Source organism: Streptomyces sp. NPDC053474, assembly GCF_044544845.1.
GTDB lineage: Bacteria > Actinomycetota > Actinomycetes > Streptomycetales > Streptomycetaceae > Streptomyces.
Genome location: NZ_JBITXV010000012.1, coordinates 325479 through 349407 on the forward strand (window position 1 = coordinate 325479; position 23929 = coordinate 349407).

Consider the following 23929-nt stretch of genomic DNA (forward strand, 5'->3'; position numbering starts at 1 on the left):
CGGGCGCCGCGCCCCGCTCAACGGCCGGTCGGCACCGATGTGTTGTGCCCTGGTCACGGATCTCCGTGTCAGTCCTCCCCCGCTGCCGCGAGGCGGCCGCGGAGTTCGTCCACGAGGGCCGTGACGTCGGTCTCGATCCGGCGCAGGCCGTCGCGGCGGGCCAGCAGCGGGGCGAGGGCCGCTGCGGCGTCGCTGCGGGCCGCCGCAAGGGCCGCGGCCACCTCGATCCGGGCCGTCTCGCACTCCGCCTGGCGCTGGGCGATCCGGTCGCGCAGCTCCGCCCGCGCCCGGTCCGCGGAGGCGTCGACGAGGGCCTGCACGGCGTCGTGCAGGAAGGCCCGCTGCTGCGCCTCCCACGGGGCGAACAGCCGGTCCAGGGCGGCGACCTGATCGGCGTGCGTCGTCCTGCGGATCTCCCGGACCTGCCCGGCGAAGGCGAGGACCGCCCCGACCAGGCCGCCGACGACGCGACCGGCCACGACACCGGGGGTCGGCGGGCGCGAGCCCTCCCGGCCCTCCGCCATCGACTGGAGGACGCCGTTGACCACCTTGCCCGTGCGGCTGCCGCCCGGGAGCGAGAGGTGCACGGCCTGGTCCCAGGCGATGGCGCCGACGACCTCACCCCTGGCCACGCCGAGGCGGGCCCCGCGCGCGGCGGCGTCGAAGGCCGTCGTGAGGCTGGCGACGACGCTCGGCGTGGCCGCCGCGGAGGCCGCGGGCACGGTCAGTGGATCCGGCAGGGGCGGCAGCGGCAGGTCCGTGAACATCGGGCTCCGCAGCGGGATGCCGCTGCGCTCGGCCACCGCCTCGCACGCGGCCCCGGACAGGTCGGCCGCCGAGCGCCCCAGCTGCCCCGCCAGCACGGCGAGCTTTCCGGCCAGGTCGTCGAGGACGGCCTGGGGGTCGTCGAGGAACACGGGGTCGGTCCGGTAGCGGGCGCGCAGGTCGCGCCACGCCTGGGCGAGGGTGGTGTCGGCGCGGGCCCGCAGCCCGGCGGTGACCTCGTCGAAGGCCGCGTCCAGGTCCGCGGGCCAGGTGGCGGATCCCGCGACCAGACGCTCGGCTTCGACGCGCCGCGCGGCCGCGGCCGCGGCCAGCTTCTCGCGGGCCGCGGCGTCCTGGGCCTCCAGGACGCCGATGGCCTCCTCGACGGGTGCGAGCAGGCCGCGTACGACGGAGTGCAGTTCGGCGAGTGCCGCGCCCGCGCGCAGCCGCAGCCGGGCGTGGTCGACGGCCTCCCACAGCCGCGCCTCGAACTCCTGGAAGCCGGTGAGGTTTTCGTCCGGTGGCTGAGCCCCGGTGAGCTGGAGCAGTCGGCTGCGGCTCGACACGGCGAGCACAGCGGACCGCTCGTCGAGCCCCGGGACCGCCGCGAGGCGGGCGCGCGCCTCGCCGACCGCCCGGCCGGGGTCTCCCGTCTGGTCGGCCTTCGTCACGGCGAACATCAGGCGCTCGGGGCACTCGTCGGCGCCCAGGGCACGCACCACCCGCTCGATGAAGGCGAGCTCGGACGGCAGCGGCGGCCGCTTGGCGTCGATCGCGTACAGGACGAGGTCCGCCTGGGGCAGCACGCCGAGGGCGGCGGCCGTGTGGCCGCGGTGGACGCCGCCGATGCCGGGGGTGTCGACGCACACGACGCCGCCGCGGAGCTTCGCGTTCGGCGTGCGGATCGAGGCCCTGACCACCCGCTCGGCGTCCGTCGCCGCGGTGCCGTCCTGCACCTCGGCCTCGCAGATGTAGGCGCGCAACCCGTCGCGGCCCACGTCGCGTTCCTCCGTGTCACCCCCGTGCCGCGCGGCCAGCTCCACCGTGATCGACTCCTGCTCGCCCCACCGCACGGAGGTGAGCACCCGCGTGGAGACGTACGAATCGACGGGGAAGAGCGTCGCGTCCTCCAGGAGCGCGTTGAGCAGCGTCGACTTTCCGCTGCTGAACTCGCCGAGGACCACGACCGTCAACTGTGCCTGGCGCACGCGCCGTTCGACCTCGTCCAGGCGAACGGCCAGGTCCCGTCGTCCCGCTTCGAGCGCGTACCGCGCCACAGCGGGAACCAGAGCCATCATTCGATCAGCGAAATCGTCGTTGTCCCACATGAACGCCCCCCAACGGCCGATCGGGCTGACGCCGCACACCCCCCACGGGTCGGCCGCCCTGACTCCGCTTTCCCGCGCAGTCTCGTCCGGATCGATGTGGTTGGCCAATACCCGTCCCCCACACGGATGAACTTCCCGTGCGCGCGTACGCCCTGCCGACGCTCCGGAAGCCGTTGACAAAGGATCCGCCGAAGCGGTGTACGGACCGCGCACCGTCGAAGACAATCGGCATCCGTTCCTGTGCGATGGCGGGTACGCGGCGGGGGGCAGCGTGGCGGATACGGCGACGGGAAACGACTTCGGCGAGGCGGCGCGGCAGGCGGTCTCCGCCCTGCGCCGCATCGTGGCGTGGCGGATGCCCACTGCCCGCTGGGCCGCTGTCGCGGCGGCCCTCGAAGCCATCGGGCAGGCCTGGCAGGCCGGTGACGGCGAGCGGTTGCGCCTGGCGACGGCCCGGCTCGCCCTGGCGGGACCGCGCCTCGTGGCGACACGTCACGAGGACGACCCCTTGGTCCCGGCGCCGCCAGAGGTGTACGAGCGGTCCAACGTCTTGGTCACCGAGATCCTGAACCGCTTGGAGGCTCCCTCGCCGAGTCGTGACGCGGGCGGCTCACCGGACGACGGCGCCTGTGACGACGAGGGCGGGGCAGGCGCGTGAGCGCGGTGGTCCGCCGGGCTCTGCTGCTCCACGTGTTCTACGCGGTCGGCCCCGGGGGCCTTGCCGAGCGGAGGTCCCGGGTGCAGGGCGTCTGGGACGACTGCGGCCGTCTCGGCCTCGACGCGGCCGTGCCCGGCGAGCCGTCGCTCGACGAGGTGCCCGCGGTCGGCGGGCCCGCGCCCCGCTACCGCGTCCTGGCGGCCCGGCAGCGGCCCGGCCGCGGGCTCCATCAGGCGCTGCTCTTCCAGAGCCATGACGTCGTCGGGGTCACGCTCCTGTTGGCCCCGGAGCCGGAGAGCGGCTGGGACTCCCTGGAGCGGCTGGTGCCGTGGGCCTGTCCGGGGAGCCTGGGTGCCGTTCAGGTCCTGCTCGGGCTCAGTTCCGGGGCGTTGTTCAGGGAGGACTCCGGCGCCGTGGTGCCGGAGGTGGCCGAGGAGGTGGGCGGCGCGTTCGCGGGGCGGCACCCCGGCGAGCCGCACCGCACCCAGGGGGGCTTCGCGCTCTGGGAGGCGCCCGGGACCGGCGCCCCGCCGGGGCGCAGGTGTCTCGTGGCGCTCGCCCCCGTGGCGCGGGAGCGCGACCTCGACGCCTTCGCCTGGCACGCCCGGGACCGCCCGGCCCCGCTGACGCGCTATGCGCTGCACGCGGCGAAGCTGCGGTACGAACGGAGCGTGCTCGAGCGGAGCCGTCACGCGGAGCTGCGCGACCGCGCAGGTGCGGCGGTGCGGCAGACGTGGGAGGTCACGGGGCGCCTGCTGGGCGGGGACCGGCCAGCGCTGCGGGAGGTCCTCGACGCCCGTGCCGTACTGATCGGGCTGCGGACCGACGGCCAGGGGCTGATCGTGGTGGCGGCCGGGCTCCGGATGATGCGCCGCACGGTGGAGATCGCCCGGGACAACCTGGCGGCGGCCGCGGCCGGGGAGTTCGAGCCGCCGCCGGACGCACCGCTGCCGCCCGCGAGCCCGTTCGCCGGTGACCGGCTCCTCGCGGAGCGGCTGCGGCAGGACATCGACGACGAACTGGAGTACGTGCAGGCGACGATCGAGTCGTCGGCCGAGGTGTCCCGCGAGGCCCTGGCGGCCACCGAGGTGCATCTGGCCGACCACCGACAGCGCCTGACGCTGCTTCAGACCTCGTTCCTCGGCGCCCTGTTGATGGGCCTGGCCGCCATCCAGGCGTTCGGCTACCACGTGCCGGTGCCCGGTCCGGTCCAGGCGCCGGTGATCGCCCTGCTGGCGGCGCTCGCCCTGACGCTGCCCGTGACCGTGCTCGCCTGGTCGCGCGGCGCGGTGCGTACGGACACCTTCGCGGTGCTGCACCACGTCCTCCTGGGGGCCGTGGGCGCGGCGGTGGGGTGGGCCGCGGCGACGCTGGTGGCCGAGGGGGCCGAGGGCGGTGCGCAGCAGGCCCGGTGGTCGCTGGTGGGCGCCGGGGCCGGGGCGGTGGTCGCCGTGACGGCCGACGCGCTGGGCCGCAGACGGCGTACGCGGGACGGAAGGTGACCACAGGGGGGAGCACGCCATGGGGATCAGACGACGGCTGCGGGCCGAGGTCAAGCGCGTCGACGGATTGCGGGCGGCGCGCGAGGGGCGCTGGCAGGCCGCGCGGGACGACCTCACCCTGGCCCTTGAGTCACTCACCGCCGAGGGGCTGAGCACCGAGGTGCCCAAGGTGCTCGAACCCCTGGTCACCGCCTGCATGATGGCGGGCCTGCTGGAGGAGGCGGAGCGGCGTGCCGTGGACTTCCGCGCGTGGGCCGCCGACCACGGCGACCCCGAGGACCGGGCCACCGCCATCGGGAAGTACGGCGAGGTGGTCGCGCAGATCGGGCGGCTCGTGGAGGCGGCCGAGGCGTTCCGCGAGGCCCTGGTGGCGCTCGGCGAACCGGCCGACGAGACCGGCGGGGAACTGCGCTGGTCCCTGCTGAGCAACCTGGGCAGCGCCCTCGCCCACGCCGGGCGCTTCGGCGAGGCCGAGCAGGTGCAGCACCGGGCCTTCGAGGTCGCGCGGGAGCTGGACAGCGCCGCCCGGGCGGCGCTCGCCGCGAGCCAGTTGAGCCTGGCCGTGAACGGGGTGGGGCACCGCGAGCGGGCGCTGGAGTGGGCCGAGGTCGCCCACCGCTGCGTGCGGCCCGACGATGACGACCTCGTGGTCGCCGAGGTCGAGGGCAACCGCGCCCTGGCCCTCAGCAGGGCGGGACACACCACCGAGGCCGAGGAGGCCATGGAGCGGGCGTGGGCCGCCGCCCGGAGCATCCCGCTGCTCGCCCAGCAGGCGCGCGTGACGAAGCTGGAAGTGCTCAGCCGGGCGGGACGGCACGACGAGGCCGTGGCCATGGCCGACGCACTCCTTGCCGCGCTCGCCCCGGGGCAGGCGCGGCAGCGCGCCGTCGCCCTCAACCTCCGGGCCGGGATCCGCCTCCAGGCGGGCCGCCCGGCGGAGGCCGTCGCGGACCTGTTGAGCGCCCTCGAACTGAAGCAGCGCGTCGACGACCACCGGGGGATGGCGACCGGCCACCTCAACCTGGCGCACGCCTTCCTGGGCACCAGGGACCTGCCCGCCGCCCGTCACCACGCGCGGCGGGCCCAGGAGTTGTGGGAGCCCCTGCTGCGGGCGGCCAGTGACGAGGCTGGTTCGGTCGGCCTCTTCGACACGCACGCCACGGCCCTCACCCAGGTCGCCCAGGAGCTGCGGCTCGGCGTCGACGACGTGACCGGTGCCCTTGAGGCCGCCGAGCGGGGACGCTCGGGGCCCTTGAGCGAGCGCATCCGCGCGGCCCGGCCCACCAGGTCCCAGGTGCCCGCGGAGCCGCCCGGCAGCGAGCGGATGCGGCGCCTGGCACACCGCATGGGGGCCACGCTGCTCGTGTACGCCCCGCACTTCGAGATCGAGGCCGTCAGCGGGCAGGCCCCGCTCCTTCGGGAGATCCACATGTGGGTGGTGACCCCCGACGGCGGCATCCACCACGAGGTGCGGCGCGAGGTGACCGACGACGACCGCCTCGACGAGGCGCGGCCGGTGGATCTCCTGGAGGCCGTACGGCAGTTGGAGCGCCAGGTCGCTGACGACGCGCTCATGGCGGGGTGGTCCGACGCGCTCCTTGGGAAGGTCGCGCACCTGTTGCCCTCGGGGCCCGACGCGCGCCTGGTCATCGTGCCGCAGCGGGGGCTGTGGTCGGTTCCCTTCGCCGCGCTGCCCGTCGCGGGGGAACCGCTCGTCAGCCGGTGCTCCCTCGCCATGGTGCCGTCCCTGCACGCCCTGGAGCTGATCGCCCACGAGGACGTGTGGCGCGGCGAGGCCGCGCCCGGGGGTTCCGGGGCGCTCGTGGTGGGCGGCGTCCGGGACGCGGTGGTGCCGACTCCGGACGGGCGCCTGCTGCCGCTGCCCGATCTGCCGCTGACGCTGGAGACCGCGCGCGCCGTCGCCCGTGTGCACAGGGGTTCCGCCCTGGCGGGACCGGCGGCGACCGTACCGGCCGTGCTCGACCGGATGGGCTCCGCGGACCTGCTGCACTTCTCCTGCCACGCCGTGCTGGACGCGCGGCTGCGGCTCGACCAGCTCCCCGGCTGCATCGCCCTGACGCCCGCGGGCGCCGAGCACGGCCAGCTCACCAGCACCCTGCTGGCCAGCACCCCGACCCGGGCCAGGATCGCCGTCCTGGGGTGCTGTGCGACGGGTCAGGGCCTGGTCACCGCCGACGGCGTACTGGGCCTGGCCCGCACCTTCCTCATCGCGGGTGTCTCCACGGTCGTCGCCACGCTCTGGGAGGTGCCCGAGGAGCCGACCCATGACGCGCTGGTCTGCTTCCACCAGGAGCTGGCGCGGACCGGTGACCCCGCCGAGGCGCTCCGCCGCGCGGTCCTCATGACGCGGCGCACATGGCGGGCCCCGGAGATCTGGGCCGCGTTCACGCTGATCGGCTCGCCGGGGCCGCGGCGGGGCGAGGGGTGACGTCGGGCCCGGGCCCGACGTCCGCGGGCGGGGCCGCCCCCTCATGGCGAAGGTTCCTTCGCTTCACGGCGGGCCGGATCGTCCATCGCGCGTATCTCCTACGACGTTGCCGCTGCCCGGCACAGGTTGGCCGAGGCCGCCCAGTGTCTGTTCACCGCGATCACGGTGTCACCCTGACCATCACCGACGACGCGGGCACCAGCCCCAGCGGCCAGCCCGCTTGGCTGCCCGCGGCCGGGGGTTCGGCCGACGGCGTCAGCCGCGTACCGGAGTGACCGCGATCGGCGGGAGCGACCGCAGGCAGGAGGTGTCCCCGGGGGTGTTGGAGCGGATGAACGTCGAGGAGACGCCCACGACGCAGCCGCTCAGTTCGAGCTCGGGCACGTGGCCCATGTTGCGGGCCGAGTAGAAGCGGCTGTCGCGGAACTGCTTCGCGGCCTTCTTGCCGCTCGCGTCGGGCGTGTTGGAGTCGAGGTCGCCGGACAGGACGAGGACCGGCACGTTGGGCAGCGCGGGCTTCGTCGGCTGCGGGTCAGGGGTGTCCTTGCCCGGCCAGCCGATGCACACGTCGCCCGCGTCCGTGGTCCCCTCGGTGAAGCCCTTGGCGCTGAACGCTCCGTGCTCACCGGGGCGTACGGCCGCGAGGGCGGCGCGGTACTGGCGCCAGCGCGCGGACTTCGACGCGTCCTTCGACCAGTCCCTGCGGTAGTCGTTGCACACGACCGCGATGTACGGCGCCTGGTCCAGCTCGCTGCCCGACTCGCCCTCCTCTTGCACCAGCGTGCGCAGCGGCGCGGCGTCGCCCTTGACGAAGCGGTTGAGGGCGTGGGGCAGTCGGCCGAGCAGCGAGGGCTTCTCCGGTTCGAGGCCGACCTGGCTGCTGGCCGCCTCGAACAGCAGGTTGGCGAGCTTGTCCTCGGTGAACTTCTTCCGGTAGACGCCGTGGTCGGTGGTGATCGGGATCGTCAGCGGCGCGGTGCGCAGCCGCTTGGCCGTGGTGGCCAGGTCCCGCACCGCCCGCTCGCCGTCGCACGCCGCGGGAACGCTGCGCTGACACACCCGGCGCAGCGTCGTCGAGACCGCCTGGGCGCTGGGCCGCGCCATCGTGTCGAGCGCGAGGGGGTAGGCCCCCGACAGCACGATGTTGCGTACGTGCTCGGGGTGGCGGGAGGCGTAGACCGGCATCAGGTAGGTGCCGTACGACAGGCCGTACAGGCTGAGCTTGCGCACCTTGAGGCGGGCCCGGACGGCGTCGATGTCGTCGGCGGTGGCCGCCGAGGTGAAGCCCGCGGCCTTGGGCCCGAGGTTCTTGCCGCACCGCTCGACGGCGGCCCGCTGCTGGGCCCGGGTGCCGAACCGGTACGCGGCGTCGGTGACTCCGCAGGGGACGCGCTGCGACTTTCCGGTGCCGCGCGGGTCGACGAGCAGCACGTCGTGGTCCTTCAGGAGGTCGCCCAGGGCCCAGGTGACCTCCTCGGTCTTGTCGATCAGGGTCTCGCCCGGGCCGCCCGGGTTCAAGGCGACGGTGCCCTTGGCGGGGCCGGAGCCGCGGTGGCGCACGACGGCGTAGCTCACCTTGACCGTGCCGAGCCGGGGCTTGCCCGCCACGAGGGGGCGCTTCTCCTGGCCGCAGTCGACCTGGTGGCCGGGCGCGGTCGGACACCAGCCGGGGGCCGCCGCGGCTGTGGGGCCGCTCGTCGGCGCGGCGCCGGTGGCCGTGGCCGTCGCGGTGGGCAGCGCCGAGGCCACCACCGCCATCAGGCCCACCGCCAGACCCGCGCGCCGCGCCGTGCTCTTGTACATCATCGCCCTCTCCTTCGCCTCAAGCCCCTCGGGCTCCCGGGAGCCCCGGTGTTCCCCGGGTGCGAGCACCACGATGCGGGGCGTGCCGCACAGCAACGGCAGAGCAACGGCAAAACCGCGTAAGAACGCGGGGACGTACCGTGTCCCCCTGGTGCAGGGGCTCCGGCTCTAGCGCCGAAGGCGCGTCGCCCCGGCGGCGGCGAACAGGCAGAAGCCGAGCACCCACCAGAAGGTGTCGCCGAACGCCCAGGAGACGTCGGCGTCGTGGGCGGAGAGCCGGTTCTGCAGGACCACCGCGAGGACGGCGGTGCCGAGCGAACCGCCCACGGTGTTGAGCAGGTTGAGCGCTCCGGAGGCGCGCGGGAGGTGCTCGGGTTCGATGCGGCTGTAGACGATGTTCATCACCGGCGCGCCGATCATGGCCATCCCCACGCCGCGCACGGTGAGGGCTGCGGCGATCACGAGGTCCGGGGGCTCGTGGCCGAGTTGGGTGAACGGGACGGTGCCCGCGCTGATCAGCGCGATGCCCGTGAGCACCAGGGTCCGGGGCGCGACCGTGTCGATGGTCCGGTTGACGAGGACCGATCCGGCCGCCGCGCCCAGGCCCTGGGGGGCGAGCAGCAGCCCGGCCTCCCACGGCGTCAGGCCGCGGCCCGTCTGGAAGTACAGCGGCAGCAGGAACATCGTGCCGAACACCGACGCGCCCAGGACGAGCAGCGCGAGGGCGGCGGCGCCGAACGGCGGCCGGGTGAAGAGCCGCGGGTCGACCAGCGGGGTGCGGCTCGTGCGCAGCCCGTGCACCGTGAAGGCGACGAGCATGGCCAGGCCCGCCGAGACGCCGAGCGCGGCGGGCAGGGCCCGGCCGTGGGCGACCTCCGTGAGGCCGAAGACCAGCACGGCCAGGCCGGGCGAGAGCAGGGCCGCGCCGCGCAGGTCGAACGCCGTGCGCCGGGGCGACGGCGGCACCTCGGGCACGTAGCGGCGGGCGAGGACCATCGCCGCGGCGCCGATCGGCAGGTTCACCAGGAACAGCCAGGGCCAGGAGGCGACGCCGAGGAGGGAGCCGCCGACCAGCGGGCCGAGGACCGGGGACAGGAGCGGCACGACCGAGACGACGCTGATCACCCGGCCGGTGCGCTCCCGTCCCGCGATCCGGGCGAGCAGCGCCTGCCCGGTGGCGGGCAGCATCCCGCCGCCGAGGCCCTGGACCGCCCGGAACACGATGAGGCTGGCCGCCGACCAGGCGAGCGCGCACAGCGCCGAGCCGAGCAGGAACACGCCGACGGCGGCGAGCCACGTCCGGCGGCCGCCGAACCGCCCCGCGAGCCAGCCGGACGCGGGCACGGCGGCCACCACCGCGAGCAGATAGGCGGTGGAGACCCACTGGATCTCGGTGACCGAGGCGCCGAACTCCGCGGACAGGGTGTCGATGCCGACGCTGACGATCGTGGCGTCCACCGTGGCCATGAAGGTGCCGAGCACCAGGATGAACGCGATGCGCAGCAGGTCGGCGTCGACCCGCGCGGGCGGCGGTGCGACCTTCTCGCTCATCGGTGCTCCAGGAGGTCGCGTACGTCGGTGTCGAGGTGGTCGCCCAAGGTGCGCAGCAGGGCGAGGAGTTCGTCGGCGATGCCGTCGACGTCCACCCCGGCGCGGGGGGCGAGCACGCCCGTCCAGCCGTCGCCGTCCGGCATGACCGTCAGGGTCACCGGGTGGTGGGTGGCCTCGCGGAAGCGGGTGCCGACGACCGTGAGCCCGGGGGCGGGTGCGCGCAGCCGGTCGGGGTCGACCGGATAGTTCTCGAACACCACGAGGCTGTCGAAGAGGCGGTGGCGCCCGGTCAGCCGCTCCAGGTCGGTCAGGGCGACGTGCTGGTGCTCGACCAGGGTCCGCTGGCGGGCCTGGAGGTCGGTGAGGGCCTCGGCGAGCGTGCCGTCGAGGCGGGCGCGGACGGGCACGGTGTTGGCGAGCAGACCGATGATCTCCTCGACCCCGTCGAGCTCCGGGGGGCGGCAGGCGACCATGGCGCCGAAGCAGACGTCCGCGCGCCCGGAGCGCCGGGCGAGGAGCACCGCCCACGCGCCCTGCACCAGCGTGTTCTGGGTCAGGCCGCGGTGCGCGGCGAGCCGGGCGAGGCCCGCCACCAGGGACGCGTCGAAGGTGAGGAGCGTGGGCTCCTGCCAGGTCGGTCCGGGCTCGCCGCCGCCCAGGTGGTCGCCCTCGGGCAGGCCGTCCAGCTCCGCGGCCCAGACGGCGAGGTCGGGCTCGTGCTCCGCGCGCCAGCGCAGATAGGCGCCGAACGGCACGGGAGCGGGCAGGTCCGCCTCCTGGCCCCGGACGCGGGCGGCGTACAGGGCGAACAGCTCGGTCAGGATGCGCGGTGCCGACCAGCCGTCGGACAGGACGTGATGGGTGGTCAGGACCAGGTCCGCGAGGTCGGGGCCGCGGCGGATCACGGTCAGCCGCACGAGCGGCCCTTCGGCCAGGTCGAACGGCTCGGCCAGATCGGCCGCCAAGACCTCGTCGGCGGGCCCGTCGGACACCCGGAAGTCCGGCCGGGGCGACTGGGGGATCACCGCGAGGTCCGCGGGGAACACGGCGCCCAGGTTCGGGTGCCGGGCCAGCAGGCCGGTGCCCGCGGCGCGCAGGGCGTCGACGTCGAGCGGCCCGGCGAGCGTGAACGTCGACTGCACGGTGTACGGGTCGGGGCGCTCGGTGCGCGCGTGCCGCAGCATCACCTCCTGCAACGGCGTCAGCGGCTGCACCTCGGCGATCGGCCGGTCCCCGGCGAGCGCGCTGATCTCCGGCGCCGCGGCCGTGCGCAGGAGCGCGGCCCGCAGGTACTCGGCGAGCTCCTCGATCTCGGCGGCGGTGAACAGCGCGGACGGCCAGGTGATCCGCACCCCCAGCGCGTCGTCGCGCACCAGGGCGTTGACCATGAGGGCGTGCGGCAGGGGCAGGTCGCCGGTGCCGCCGGAGCCGAGCGGGTCGGCGTCGGGGGCGGGCTGCCAGGGCGTCTCCTCGGTCGGGGCGCCGGGGTACTGGCCGAGGTAGTTCCAGGCGACCTCCGGCGTCGCCGGGTCAAGCAGGCCCGCGGCGGTGAGGATGCCGTGGCCGAGGCCGTCGCCCTGGGCACGCAGGCGTTCCCTGACGGCCCGTACGTCGTCGCGCGCGTCGAGCCGTACGGGGTGCACGGCGGTGAACCAGCCGACGGTCCCCGACAGGTCGACCCGGCTCGGACGGCCGTGGCTCTCCAGGGCGACGAGGACCTCCGGGGTGCCGCGCCAGGCGTGGACCGCCTGGGCGAGCGCCGTCAGGAGGACGGCGTCGGGGGTGCTGCGGTAGGCGGCGGGCAGGGTCGAGATCAGGGCGCGGGTCGTGTCGGCGGGGAGCCGGATCTCGTGGTGCGCCGCGGTGGCCGCGGTGTCCCGGGCGGGGTCGAGCGGCCCGGCGAGCGCCGGGGTGGCGGTCATGCCCTGCCAGTGCGGCAGTTCGGCCCCCCGGTCGGCGTCGCGCAGGGAGCGCGCCCAGGCGAGGAACGACTGGCCGTGCCGGGCCAGGGCGCCACCGGAGGAGGCGTGGCGCACGTCGTCGAGGAGGACGCGCCAGGACACGCCGTCGACCACCAGGTGGTGGGCGACGAGGACGAGCCTGCCCGGCCGTTCGGCTCCGGCGTCGACCCACAGGGCGCGCAGGAGCGGCCCGGTGCGCGGGTCCAAGGCCTCGCGGACCTCGGCGATGTGGGCGTCGACCAGGTCCCGCGGCTCGTCGTCCGTCGCTACGCACGTCAGGACGTCGGCGGCGGTCACCGCGCCGACCTGGGGGATGCGCAGGGCGTCGGCCACCAGGTGGGCCCGCAGCACGTCGTGCCGGGCCAGGAGCGCGTCGAGCGCGGCGCGCCAGGTCGCCTCGTCGCCGCCCGGCGGTACGCAGATCTCCACCCACTGGCAGAACCCGTCGGCGGCGGTGCCCGCGCGGCGCAGCAGGTCCCGCATGACCGGGGTCAGCGGGGCGTCCCCGGTCACGGGACCGGCGGCGTCGTCCAGGGTGCGGGCGCGCGCCGCGATCCCGGCGACCGTTTCGCCCTCGAACACGTCCCGGGCGGTCAGGCCGAGGCCCTTGCGGCGGGCGCGCGAGACCACTTGCAGGGACACGATGCTGTCGCCGCCGATGGCGAAGAAGGCGTCGTCGGGGCCGATGTCCTCGGTGCCGAGGACGTCCTGGAACACGCCGAGCAGGACCGCCTCGGCCTGTGTGGCCGGTGCGCGGCGCGCGGCGGCCGCGGTCTCGGGGGCGGGGAGGGCGGCGGCATCGAGCTTGCCGCTGGGGCTCAGCGGCAGCCGGTCGAGCTCCACGAACGCGGTCGGCACCATGTGGTCGGGCAGTTCGCCCGCCAGGTACGCGCGCACCTCCTCGGTGTCCAGGTCCGCGCCGTCGGTGGGGATGACGTAGCCGACGAGCCGGTCCTCGCGCACGAGCACCGCGCTGGCGCGCACGTCGGGGTGGCGGGTCAGCGTGGACTCGATCTCGCCCAGCTCCACGCGGAAGCCGCGGACCTTCACCTGGTGGTCGACGCGCCCGAGGGACACCAGCTGCCCGTCAGGCCGCCACCGTACGAGGTCTCCGGTGCGGTACGCGCGCTCCCCCGGCGCGCCGAACGGGTCGGCGACGAACCGCTCGGACGTCAGGCCGGGGCGGCCGAGGTAGCCGCGGGCCACGCTGGGCCCGCCGAGGTACAGCTCGCCCGTGACGCCGACGCCGACGGGCTGGAGCCCGCCGTCGAGGACGTAGGCGCGCACATGGGGGTCGGGGCGGCCGATCGGCAGCGGGCCGGGGTCGTCCGCCTCGTAGTGCCAGGTCACGGAGTTGATGGTGACTTCGGTGGGGCCGTAGGCGTTGAACAGCGCCTTGCGGCCCGTGCCCCAGCGCCTGGCCAGTTCCGGGTCGAGGCGCTCGGCGCCGACGACGAAGAACACGTCGGGGTCGACGGTGCGGTCGTCCGGCATCGCGGCCAGGAACGACGGCAGCAGGTTCACTCCGGTCACCCGGTGCTCGACGATGTAGTCGAGGAGTTCGTCGCCGGGGACGCGGACCTCCTCGGGGGCGATCACGGAGGTGCCGCCGGACAGCAGCGGCACCATCGTCTGCCAGAACGCCACGTCGAAGCTCGTCGACGCGAAGTGCAGATACCGGTCGTGCTCGGTGACGCCGACGACCTCCTCCTGGAGGGCGATCAGATCGGGCACGCCCCGGTGGGTGACGCCGACGCCCTTGGGACGCCCCGTGGTGCCGGAGGTGTAGATCACGTAGGCGAGCGCGTCGTCGGTGAGCCTCGCGCGCGCCTCGGCCGGGTCGGTGTCGGGGGCGGCGGCGAGCGTGGCCGGGTCGTCAAGGCGCAGGACCGGGATGTCGCGTGCGGCGGGCAGTTCGGCCCCGGTCGTCACGGCGGCGGCCGGGGCGATGTCGTCGAGCATGTACGCCAGGCGCTCGCGCGGGTAGCTCGGGTCGAGGGGGACGTACACCGCGCCCGCCTTGGCCACGCCGAACAGGGCCACGGTCATCTCGACATCGCGTCCCAGGAGCACGGCGACCGGGTCCTGGGGCCGTACCCCGCGGGCGATCAGGGCGTGGGCGAGGCGGTTGGCGGCGCGGTCGAGCTCGGCGTAGCTGAGGCTGCGGTCGCGGCAGACCAGGGCCTCCGCGTCGGGCTTGTGGCGCACCCAGGCGGCGAACTCCTCCAGCCAGTGGCCGCGGGCCTTGGCGGGGACGGCCTCGGTGCCGGTGCGCAGCATCCGCTGCCGCTCCTCGGGGTCGAGGGCGGGCAGCCGGACGGCGGGGCGCGCCGGGTCGGCGACGATCTCCCGCAGGAGGTTGAGCAGCCAGCGGCCGTAGTCGCGCACCGTCGACTCGGCGAAGGCGCTCGGCTGGTAGCCCAGGCCGATGGTGAGGGCGTCGTCGGGGATCACGATCACGGTCAGCGCGTAGTGCGTGGCGTCGGTGATGTCCACACCGGCCAGGTCGAGGCCGGGAGCGAGCGGGGTGCGCTTGCGGCTGGAGAGCGGGAAGTTCTCCATGACCAGCATCGTGTCGAACAGCTCGCCGACGCCCACCGCGCGCTGGATCGCGGGCAGGCCGACGTGGTGGTGGTCGGCGAGGGCCACGCTCTGGGCGTGCACGTCCGCCAGGAGGTCCCGCGCGGTGCGGTCCTGGGGGTGGGCCACGCGCACCGGGACGGTGGTGCCGAGCTGGCCGATCATCGACTCGACGCCGTCGACCTCGGCAGGCCGCCCGGACACCGGGCAGCCGAACACCACGTCGCGGCGCCCGGTGAGCCTGCCGAGCAGCAGGCCCCAGGCCGTCTGGAGCACGGTGGTCAGGGTGACGCCCTGGGCGCGGGCGAAGGCCCGTAGGCGGTCGCTGAACTCCCGGCCGAGGTCGACGCTGACGCGCCCGGGCCGCTCGACGCCGGTGACGGTGCTCGCGGGGGCGAGGCGCGTGGCGTCGTCGACGCCTTCGAGGGCGGTGCGCCAGGCGGCCAGGGACGCCTCGTGGTCCCGCCCGGCCAGCCAGCGGAAGTACTCCGAGAGCGGCGGGGCGGTGGGTGCGGCGGGGCCGCCGCCCAGCTCGGCGTAGATCGCGAGCAGGGTGCGGCCGACCAGCGGCATGGACCAGCCGTCGAGCAGGGCGTGGTGATTGGTGATCACCAGCTTGTGCTCCCGCGGGCCGACGCGGGACAGCAGGAAGCGGATCAGTGGTGGCCGCTCTGGATAGAACGGTCGTTCCAGCTCGGCACGGACAGCCTCGTCGAAGCGGTCGTCCTGCCGCCAGTCCAGGGCGACGTCGGCGGGGATCACCTGCACCACGTCGTCCCCGGCCGTGCCGAGGTACGCCCGCAGCGCGGCGTTGCGGCGCAGCAGCTCCCGCGCGGCCTCGGCCATCCGGTCCGGGTCGAGGTCGCCGACCAGGGTCGTCACGGCCTGGACGACGTAGACGTCGGTGTCCTGTTCCTCGCGGACCAACGTGTGGAAGGACAGGCCGAGTTGCAGCGGTGTCGCGGGCAGGACGTCGGCGACGCGGCCGGTGCGTTCGAGGGCGTCGATGGCGTCCTGGTCGAGGTCGACGAACGGCAGGTCGGACGGGGTGAGCCCGCCGGAGGTGTGGCGCGCGTGCGCGGCGAGGGCATCCAGCGCGGCGGCCCAGGCCGTCTGCAGGGCCGTCACGGCGTCGGCGGGGAGCACCTCGGTCGCGGCGGTCCACTCCACGGCCAGGCGCGGCGCGCCCTCCTCGTGGACGAAGCAGTTGAGGGCGAGGACCTGTTCCAGGGCCTTGCCGTCGGGTTCGGTGACGGCGAAGGCGTCCCGCTCCGGCAGGCGCCAGCCGGTGCCGGTCAACTGGGCGAAGCGGCCCAGGTAGTTCAGGAGCACGTCCGGCGGCGGGGTCTCCGCGAGTTCGGGGCCGGTCCGCGGGTCGAGGTGGCGCAGGACGCCGTAGCCGACGCCGCCGTCGGGGACGGAGCGGCGGGCCTCCTTGGCGGCGCGCAGCAGCCGCCCCACGTCGTCGGACGCGGGCACGCGCACCGGGTACTCGCTGGTGAACCAGCCGACCGTGCGCGCCAGGTCGAGGTGTTCGCGGCCGTGGCCCTCCATCGTCACGGTCACCGCGTCGCCACTGACGCCCCAGGTGCGCAGGGCCAGCACGAGCGCGGCGAGGAGGACCTCGTCGACACCGGCGCGGTAGGCCGCGGGCAGGGTGGTCAGGAGCGCTTCGGTGGTCTCGGGCGAGGCCACGGTGACCGAGCGGTGGGCGGTGGCGACCGTGTCCCGCCGCTGGTCCAGGGGCCGGTCCCCGAGGCGGGGCGCGGCGTCGAGCGCGGTGCGCCAGTGGTCGAGTTCGCCGCGGCGCGCGCCGGAGGCGCCCTGCTCGGCGAGGAGCGTGGCATGCCGCCGCCAGGACGCGCCGACCGGGGCGAGGGCGCCGCCGGTGCAGGCCGTGTGCAGGTCGGGCAGCAGGACGCGCCAGGACACGCCGTCCATGGCGAGGTGGTGGACGACGAGGACCAGCCGGTCCGGGGCGCCATCGCCGGTCCGCACCAGGGTGGCGCGCAGCACGTCGCCGGAGCGCGGGTCGAGTTCACCGGCGAGGCGCTCGGCAAGGGCGGTCACGTCCTCGCCGTGCACCTCGTTGACGACGGCACGCACCGCCCCGCGGGGCAGCACCTCCAGGACGCCGTCGTCCGCGCGCAGCCGCAGCGCGTCGTGGTGGTCGAGTACGGTCTGGACGCCTCGGGCCAGGTCCTTGTGGGCGAGGTCGTCGACGCGCAGGGCGGTCCACTGGGCGTATCCGGCGACGGTGTCGACGTCCGGGTGCGGGTCGAGCAGGCCGCGCACGATCGGCGGCGCGGGCACGGGCCCGGTCGGGTCGTCCGTGATCCGGGCGCCGTCCTCGTCGACCACGCCGTGCTCGTCGACCGTGCCGTCCTCCTCGACCGCGGCGGCCGAGGCGGCCAGGGCGGCGAAGCTGCGGCGTGCCAGCAGATCGCGGGGGCGCAGCTCGAAGCCCTTGGCCCGCAGTCGGCTGCTGACGGTGATGGCGGTGATGCTGTCGCCGCCGAGGGCGAAGAAGTCGTCGTCCACGCCCACGCGTTCGACGTCGAACACCTCGGCGAGGACGGCGCAGAGCAGCCGCTCCCGCTCGGTGCGCGGCTCCCGGCCGCCGCCGGTGGCCGCGGGCGCGGGCAAGGCGGCGCGGTCGAGCTTGCCGTTGGGGGTGACGGGCAGGGCGTCGAGGACCACCACGGCCGCGGGCACCATGTGCTCGGGCAGCCGCTCGGCCAGGTGGGCGCGCACGGCGTCGCCGGTGGCCGTGGCGGACACGACGTAGCCGACCAGGCGGGCCGAGCGCACCGTGGCGGCCGCCGCGGTGACGCCGGGGACCGCGCCGAGCGCGGCCTCGACCTCGCCGGTCTCCACCCGGTGGCCACGGATCTTGAGCTGTCCGTCGCCGCGGCCCAGGTACTCCAGGCCACGCCCGGGCACCCAGCGGCCCTGGTCGCCGGTGCGGTACATCCGCTGTCCGGGCGCGCCGAACGGGTCGGCCACGAAACGCTCTGCGCTCGCCCCGGGCCTGCCGAGGTAGCCGCGGGCCAGGTGCGGTCCCGCCAGGTACAGCTCGCCCGCGGTGCCGTGCGGCACCGGCTGCAGCGCGTGGTCGAGCAGCAGGATCCGGGTGCCCGCGAGCGGGTGGCCGATCGTGGGCTCCTCGCCCGAGATCCGGGCGGTGGTGGCGTCCACGGTCGCCTCGGTGGGTCCGTACAGGTTGCGCGCGGTGATCCCGGAGGCGGCGACCCGCCGCCACAGGGCGGGCGGGGTGGCCTCGCCGCCGAGGACGAGGAGCGTCGGGCGCAGGTCGAGCAGGCCGCCGTCGATCAGCGGCGCGGCCATCGACGGCGTGGTGTCCACGACGTCGATGCCGTCGCGGGCGTACGCGGCGAGCAGGGCGTCGGCGTCGCGCGCGGTCTCGGCGTCGTAGACGTGCAGGGTGTGCCCGCACAGCAGCCACACCAGGTGGTCGAGGGCGGAGTCGAAGGCGAAGGAGTACGTGTGGGCGACGCGCAGCCGTCTGCCCGCGGCCCCTTCGGCCTCGGCGACGACCGTCGTCCGCTGGTGGTGCAAGAGCGCGGCGAGGCCGCCGACCCGGCCGAGGACGCCCTTGGGGCGGCCGGTCGACCCGGAGGTGTGGATGACGTAGGCGAGGTGCTCGGGGTGGCGGGGCGCCGCCAACTCCTCGTCCCGCAGCGGCGCGTCGGACAGGTCGGCGGCCTCCTGAAGCAAAGTGGTCCAGGGCAGTCCGTCGAGCGTGCCGTCGGTGAGGACGAGGGCGGGCCGGGTGTCGTCGATCAGTTCGCGCAGCCGCTCGGCGGGGTGCGCGGCGTCCAGGGGCTGGCAGGCGGCGCCCGCGTCGAGGACCGCGAGCAGCGCGACCACCAGGTCCGCGGAGCGCGGCAGGGCCAGGGCCACGAGGTCGTCGGGCCCGATGCCGCGGGCCCGCAGCGCGCGGGCGACGCGGTGCACCCGGCCCGCCAGGTCCCCGGCACTGAGGTGCTCGGCGCCGCACACCAGGGCGGTGTGCGCGGGGTCGGCCGCGGCCATCGCGGCGAAGGCGGTGGGCACGTCCGCCGGTGTCCCGGGCAGGGCGGGCGGCGCCCAGTCGGCGAGGAGGTGGTCCACGTCGTCGGTCAGGGCGATCCGCCCGACGGGGAGGCCGTCGGTGAGCCCGGCGAGCAGGGTCCGCAGGCCGGTCAGCTTGCCGTCGACCGTGGCCTGGTCGTTGGTGCGGGCGTCGACCTCGAAGCCGAGCAGGAGGCCGCCGTCGCGGGTGGGCAGGACGCTCAGGCCCATGTCCTCCGGCGGGCCGCCCGCGACGTTGCGCATCACTCCGGTGGCCCCGGCGAAGTCGAGGGTGAGGTCGAACGCCTTGAGGTTGATGCCGCGTCCGTGGAGGAGCGCGCCCGCGCCGGGCACGCCGAGGTCGCGGGGCAGGTCCTCGCCGCGGTAGCGCTGGTGGTCGCGCATCTCCTTCATCGCGGCGGCGACCGCGCGGCTCAGCTCGCCGAGGCCGTCGCCGGGGCGCACGGTCACCCGCAGCGGCAGGACGTTCACCGCCATGGCGGGGGTGCGCAGTTCGGTCGAGCCGGTGCGGCACATCAGGGGCAGCGCGAACACCACGTCGGTGCGGCCCAGCATGCGGTGCAGGAACGCCGCGTATCCGGCGATCAGTGCCTCGCCCCAGGTGACGCCCGCCTCGTCGGCGAAGGCGCGCAGCCGGGCGACCTGGTCGGCCGGGACGACGGCGCGGGCGGTGAGGGTGTGTTCGGGCGGGCCCGCGGCGGTGTCGGCGTCGCCGAGGTCGGGCAGCGGGGTGAACCGCTCGACCCAGTACGCGCGGTCCTCGGCGGCCTGGTCGCTGTCCCGGTAGGCCCGGTCGGCGGCGACGAGGTCGGCGAAGGAGCCGAAGGTCGCCCTGGGCGGCTCGGCGCCGCGCACCAGGGCGGTGTAGCGGGCGGCGGTGCGCCGGGCGAGCATCGCGGCGGTGTAGCCGTCGAAGACCAGGTGGTGGCCGAGCTGGGTGTACCAGACCTCGCGGTCGGAGAGCTTGATGACGAGGCGTGAATAGAGCGTTCGTTCTACCATGCCTCGACAGGTCTCGCCCGCCCGCGCGCGCTCGGCGTCGACGAGCGCGGCCGCCGCGGCCGCGGGGTCGGCCGCGGCGCTGACGTCAACCACCTCGGGCGCCGGGACCGGCTCGTCGCTGACCCACTGCCGCGGCCCGTCCGGCGTCTCGCGCACCCGCAGCCGCAGCGTCTCGGCCTCCTCGGTGGTGGCGCGGACCGCCTCGACCAGGGCGTCCAGGTCGACCGGTGCGTCGCCGGACATCTCCACGACGTCGCCGACCACGTAGTACGGCGAGTCCGGTTCGAGGCGCTGGGCGTTCCAGATGCCCAGCTGGGCCCTCGTCAGGTCGAGCAGCCCGTCCGAGGACACGCGTGCGGTGCTCAATTCACTCTCCTTGCAGGGTGGGGACGACCATCGGCGTGTCCGTCACGGGGTCGGGGACGATGATGCTCGGCAGGTCGAACACGTCCTTGATCAGCGCGGCGTCCACGACGGCGCCGGGCTCGCCCTCGGCGACCACCCGGCCGTCCTTCATGGCGACCAGGTGGTCGGCGAAGCGGCACGCCTGGTTGATGTCGTGCAGGACGGCGATGACCGTGCGGCCCTCGTCGCGCAACCGGGCAAGGAGGCCGAGCAGTTGGTACTGGTGGGTGATGTCCAGGAAGGACGTCGGTTCGTCGAGCAGCAGGTGGGGGGTCTCCTGGGCGAGCACCATGGCCATCCAGACCCGCTGGCGCTGGCCGCCGGACAGCTCCCGCACCGGCCGGTCGGCCAGGTCGGCGACGCCCGCGGCGGCCATGGCCGCGGTGACGGCCTCCTCGTCCCGGGGCGACCACAGGGCCAGGAGCGACTGGTGCGGGAAGCGTCCCCGGGCCACCAGCTGGCGGGCCTTGATGTCCTCGGGGGCCAGCGGGTCCTGCGGCAGGAAGCCGAGCTGCTTGGCCAGGGCCTTGGGCGCGTAGCCGCCGACCTCGCGGCCGTCGAGCTCGACGTGCCCGGAGTCGGGGCGCAGGAGACGTACGAGAGCCCGCAACAGGGTGGACTTCCCGCACGCGTTGGGGCCGACGATGGCGGTGAACGCGCCGTCGGGGACGTCGAGGCTCAGCCGGGTGGAGACCACGCGGTCTCCGTAGCGCAGGGTGATGTCCCGCGCGGTCAGGCGTGCGCTCACGCGCGCCTCACCTCCTTGGTCAGCAGCCAGATCAGATAGCAGCCGCCGATCGCGGTGCTCACCACGCCGACCGGCAGGGAGACGGGGGCGAGGAGCATCTGGGCGATCAGGTCCGCGCCCTGCAACAGGACCGCGCCGGTCAGCGCGGCGGGCAGCAGCGGGACGCCGGGCGCGCCCGCGAGCCTGCGGCCGATCTGCGGGGCGGCCAGGGCGATGAACGCGATCGGACCGGCGACCGCGGTCACCGTGGCCGTGCAGCCGACGCCGACGACGACCATGAGGAGCCGCAGCCGGTCGAGTCCGACCCCCGTGGTCACGGCGACGGCGTCACCGAGCGAGGCCTGGTGCATGGCGTGGGCCCGGGTGGCGATCAGGGCCAGCAGGACGCCGATGACGGCGAAGGGGATGCCGACGTCGTCCCAGCCCACGTCGTTGAGGGAGCCCGCGCTCCAGCCGACCGCGGCGATGGCGACCTCCAGCTCGGCGCGCAGCACGATCCACGAGTTGAGCGCGGTCACCATGGCGTTGACGGCGACGCCGATCACCACGAGGCGCAGCCCGGAGAAGCCCCGGTCGTACGCGAGGAGGTAGATCACGGCGGCGACGACGAGACCGCCGAGCACCGAGCCGAGGGCCAGTTGCGCGGAGGTGCCCGAGAGGACGGTGAGGGCGACCAGGGCGCCGGTGTAGGCGCCCGCGTCGAGGCCGATCACGTCGGGGCTGCCCATGGGGTTGCGGGTGAGGTTCTGGAAGAGGGCCCCGGCCACGCCGAGCGCGGCACCGAAGACGAGGGCGGCCAGGACCCGCGGCAGCCGCCAGTCCTGGATCACCACGGAGGGCTCGGCCCCGCTGAGCGCGGCGAACACCTCCCTGGGGGTCTTCCAGGACGCGCCGTAGCACAGGCCCAGCAGGCCGAGGGCCAGGATCAGGGCGGTCAGGACCGCGACGAGCACCACCGTGCGGCGTTCGACCCGCAGTCCGAGCGCGCTCACGGCACTTCCCCGCCGGGTGCGTACGGCGGTCGTGTTCGGCGTGTTCACAGTGCCCCCGCCCCGTGGCGGCGGACCGCCCAGATCAGCATGGGTCCGCCGAGGAACGCGGTCACGATGGCCACCGGCACCTCGCCGGTGGGCAGCAGGACCCGCGAGCCCATGTCGGCGACGAGGAGCAGGATCGGGCCGAGCACCATCGTGTAGAGGACCAGCCACGGCACGGAGCCTCCGGCGGGCCTGCGGACCAGCTGCGGCACGATCAGGCCGACGAACAGGATCGGCCCGGCCACCGCCGTGGCCGCCCCGCTGAGCACGGTGATCAGCACGAGGGCGGCGGCCCGCACGCGGACCACGCTCGCGCCCAGGGTGTGCGCCACGCTCTCGCCGAGGCTCAGGACGTTCAGCGCCCGGCTCAGCAGCAGCGCGCCGATCAGACACACCGCGATCGCGGTCAACGGCCATGCCAGCGGCGCCTGTTCACGGCCCGCGAGCGAGCCGACCGACCAGAAGCGGTAGGTGTCGAAGGCGTCCGGGAGGATCAGGCGCAGGCCGAGGGCGACGCCGCTCAGGACCGCGGTCAGGGCGACGCCCGCGAGCACCAGGCGCAGCGGTGAGTGCCGCCCGACGGCGGCGACGAGCAGGGCCGCGAGCACGGAGCCCGTGACGGCGAAGCCCAGTTCGCCCGCCTGCCCGCCGGCCAGGCCGAGCGCGGAGCCGATGGTGATGGCGAACCCGGCGCCCGCGGTGACACCGAGGATGCCGGGCTCGGCCAGGGGGTTGCGGGCCAGCGTCTGGATCAGCGCGCCCGCCACCGCGAGGGCGGCGCCCACCGCGACGGCGAGCAGCGCGCGGGGCGCCCGGACGTCCCGCACGACCACGTGGTCGTCGGTGCCCTGGAAGTCGAACAGCGCCCGTACGACCTCCATGGGCGGCACCGAGCGGGCACCGACGCCCATGCTGAGCACGGCGACGGCCGCGAGCAGCACCAGGCCGCCGACGAGCAGCCCGATCCGCGGCGCGTCCCGCTCGGCGGGTGCCGCCACCTGCCCGGTGGATGCCGCTCCGGACGCGCGGCCCGCGACGGTCACCGCTTCAGGAGCGGAGCGAACGACTCGTCGATCGCGTCCAGGGTCTGCATGGCCTGCCCGTAGGTCGCGGCCTCGGTGTAGCGGATCGGGAAGGTCTTCTTCGCCTTGACGGCGGGGAGGTTCTTCCACAGCTTCGAGTCCATGACGTACTGGACCGACTTCGGGACGCTGCCGTCGGCCATCACCGTGTACGTGATGGCGTCGGCGTCGCGCAGCGAGGCCGGGAGCTCCTCGATGGAGGGGTACTCGCTGACCGCGCGGGAGCCGGGCCCGGGCTTCTTGACCTTGCCGTAGTACGTGGCGCCGATGTCCTCGGCGATGTTGGTGCCCCAGGAGCGGCCGAACTCGCGCTGGAAGGTGCCCTTGGCGGACTCGCCGTAGGCGCCGACGTGGCCCAGCTTGAGCTGGGGCAGCACGTTCTTGTACTTCTTCTTCAGCCCTGCGGCCTTGGCCTCGTACTTGGACTGCAGGGAGTCGAACCGCTTGAGCGAGCCCGCCGCGTCGGCCTGCTTGCGGGACAGCTCGCGCCACGCGGAGGGCACGGTCGGGCCGATCGCCACGACCGGGGCGATGGACTCCAGGCGCTTGACGTCGATGTCGCCGAGGACCGGGGCGGGGACGCCGATGACGATCAGGTCGGGCTCGGCCTCGGCGATGGCCTCGTAGTTGGTCTCGGTCGCCGCCTCGCCCGCGACCTTGGGGACCTTCTTGTAGATGGCCAGGTCCTTCTTGCTCATCATGGGCTCGCCGCGCTTCCACGACGAGATGCCGACCAGCGGCGCCTTGGCCTCGATCATGGCGGGCACGGCGTAGCCGGTGGCGACCACGCGCTTCGGCTCGACCGGGATCTTGATCTTGCCGTTGTCCGCGGCGAACACCCGGGTCTCGCCCTTGTCCGACGCGTCCGACCCGTCCTTGGACGACCCGCATCCGGTCAGGACCAGGCCCAGCGCGACGGCGCCGGCCAGGCCCGACGATCTGCGTATCGACATGTGGAGCTCC

General features: G+C 75.1%; 11 protein-coding genes. 3 read left to right on the forward strand and 8 right to left on the reverse strand.

All coding sequences use genetic code 11. The annotated features are described in order from the left end of the window. Positions 1–68 precede the first annotated feature (68 nt). Positions 69–2063 (reverse strand): dynamin family protein, encoded by a 1995-nt coding sequence (locus tag ACIG3E_RS28405; protein ID WP_399622166.1) that lies wholly within the window; start codon positions 2061–2063, stop codon positions 69–71. A gap of 301 nt (positions 2064–2364) precedes the next feature. Between ACIG3E_RS28405 and ACIG3E_RS28410 the strand changes: the two genes are divergently transcribed. From ACIG3E_RS28410 to ACIG3E_RS28420, 3 genes are read left to right on the forward strand one after another with little or no spacing between them, the layout of a single operon-like run. Beyond that, the gene (locus ACIG3E_RS28410) at positions 2365–2751 is read left to right on the forward strand and encodes a CATRA system-associated protein (RefSeq protein WP_399622167.1); all 387 of its coding nucleotides are present in this window, start codon (positions 2365–2367) and stop codon (positions 2749–2751) included. Further along, positions 2748–4253, forward strand: coding sequence for a CATRA conflict system CASPASE/TPR repeat-associated protein (locus ACIG3E_RS28415; protein WP_399622168.1), 1506 nt, complete (start codon positions 2748–2750; stop codon positions 4251–4253). The genes ACIG3E_RS28410 and ACIG3E_RS28415 overlap by 4 nt, the downstream gene beginning before the upstream one ends. A 19-nt stretch (positions 4254–4272) precedes the next feature. Continuing rightward, a complete protein-coding gene (locus tag ACIG3E_RS28420; protein ID WP_399622169.1) occupies positions 4273–6702 on the forward strand; it encodes a CHAT domain-containing protein in 2430 nt (809 codons plus the stop codon). A gap of 255 nt (positions 6703–6957) precedes the next feature. On the opposite strand, the gene ACIG3E_RS28425 is transcribed toward ACIG3E_RS28420, so the two are convergent. From ACIG3E_RS28425 to ACIG3E_RS28455, 7 genes are all read right to left on the reverse strand, one after another. Continuing rightward, entirely contained in the window at positions 6958–8508 is a 1551-nt protein-coding gene (locus ACIG3E_RS28425; RefSeq protein WP_399622171.1) for an alpha/beta fold hydrolase, read from the reverse strand. A 165-nt stretch (positions 8509–8673) separates the two neighbouring features. Then, positions 8674–10056: an MDR family MFS transporter gene (locus tag ACIG3E_RS28430; protein ID WP_399622173.1), complete on the reverse strand. Its 1383-nt coding sequence runs from the start codon at positions 10054–10056 to the stop codon at positions 8674–8676. Next, on the reverse strand, positions 10053–20060 hold the full coding sequence (locus ACIG3E_RS28435) for an amino acid adenylation domain-containing protein (protein WP_399622175.1): 10008 nt from the start codon (positions 20058–20060) through the stop codon (positions 10053–10055). Before ACIG3E_RS28435 ends, ACIG3E_RS28430 begins: the two co-directional genes overlap by 4 nt. Before the next feature lies 1 nt (position 20061). Beyond that, complete coding sequence (locus tag ACIG3E_RS28440) at positions 20062–20847, reverse strand: ABC transporter ATP-binding protein (RefSeq protein ID WP_399622177.1); 786 nt, start codon at positions 20845–20847, stop codon at positions 20062–20064. After that, the gene (locus tag ACIG3E_RS28445; protein ID WP_399622179.1) at positions 20844–21839 is read right to left on the reverse strand and encodes a FecCD family ABC transporter permease; all 996 of its coding nucleotides are present in this window, start codon (positions 21837–21839) and stop codon (positions 20844–20846) included. Before ACIG3E_RS28445 ends, ACIG3E_RS28440 begins: the two co-directional genes overlap by 4 nt. A 44-nt stretch (positions 21840–21883) precedes the next feature. After that, positions 21884–22927 (reverse strand): FecCD family ABC transporter permease, encoded by a 1044-nt coding sequence (locus tag ACIG3E_RS28450; protein WP_399622181.1) that lies wholly within the window; start codon positions 22925–22927, stop codon positions 21884–21886. Further along, positions 22924–23919 carry an ABC transporter substrate-binding protein gene (locus tag ACIG3E_RS28455; protein ID WP_399622182.1) on the reverse strand — a complete coding sequence of 332 codons (996 nt, stop codon included), beginning with the start codon at positions 23917–23919 and terminating at the stop codon, positions 22924–22926. Before ACIG3E_RS28455 ends, ACIG3E_RS28450 begins: the two co-directional genes overlap by 4 nt. Between the last annotated feature and the right edge of the window lie 10 nt (positions 23920–23929).

Bases quoted from the DNA above. Each gene is read 5' to 3' on its own strand.
- ACIG3E_RS28425 (WP_399622171.1), bottom strand. From the start codon at position 8,508: ATGATGTACAAGAGCACGGCGCGGCGCGCGGGTCTGGCGGTGGGCCTG.
- ACIG3E_RS28405 (WP_399622166.1), bottom strand. From the start codon at position 2,063: ATGATGGCTCTGGTTCCCGCTGTGGCGCGGTACGCGCTCGAAGCGGGA.
- ACIG3E_RS28420 (WP_399622169.1), top strand. From the start codon at position 4,273: ATGGGGATCAGACGACGGCTGCGGGCCGAGGTCAAGCGCGTCGACGGA.
- ACIG3E_RS28455 (WP_399622182.1), bottom strand. From the start codon at position 23,919: ATGTCGATACGCAGATCGTCGGGCCTGGCCGGCGCCGTCGCGCTGGGC.
- ACIG3E_RS28430 (WP_399622173.1), bottom strand. From the start codon at position 10,056: ATGAGCGAGAAGGTCGCACCGCCGCCCGCGCGGGTCGACGCCGACCTG.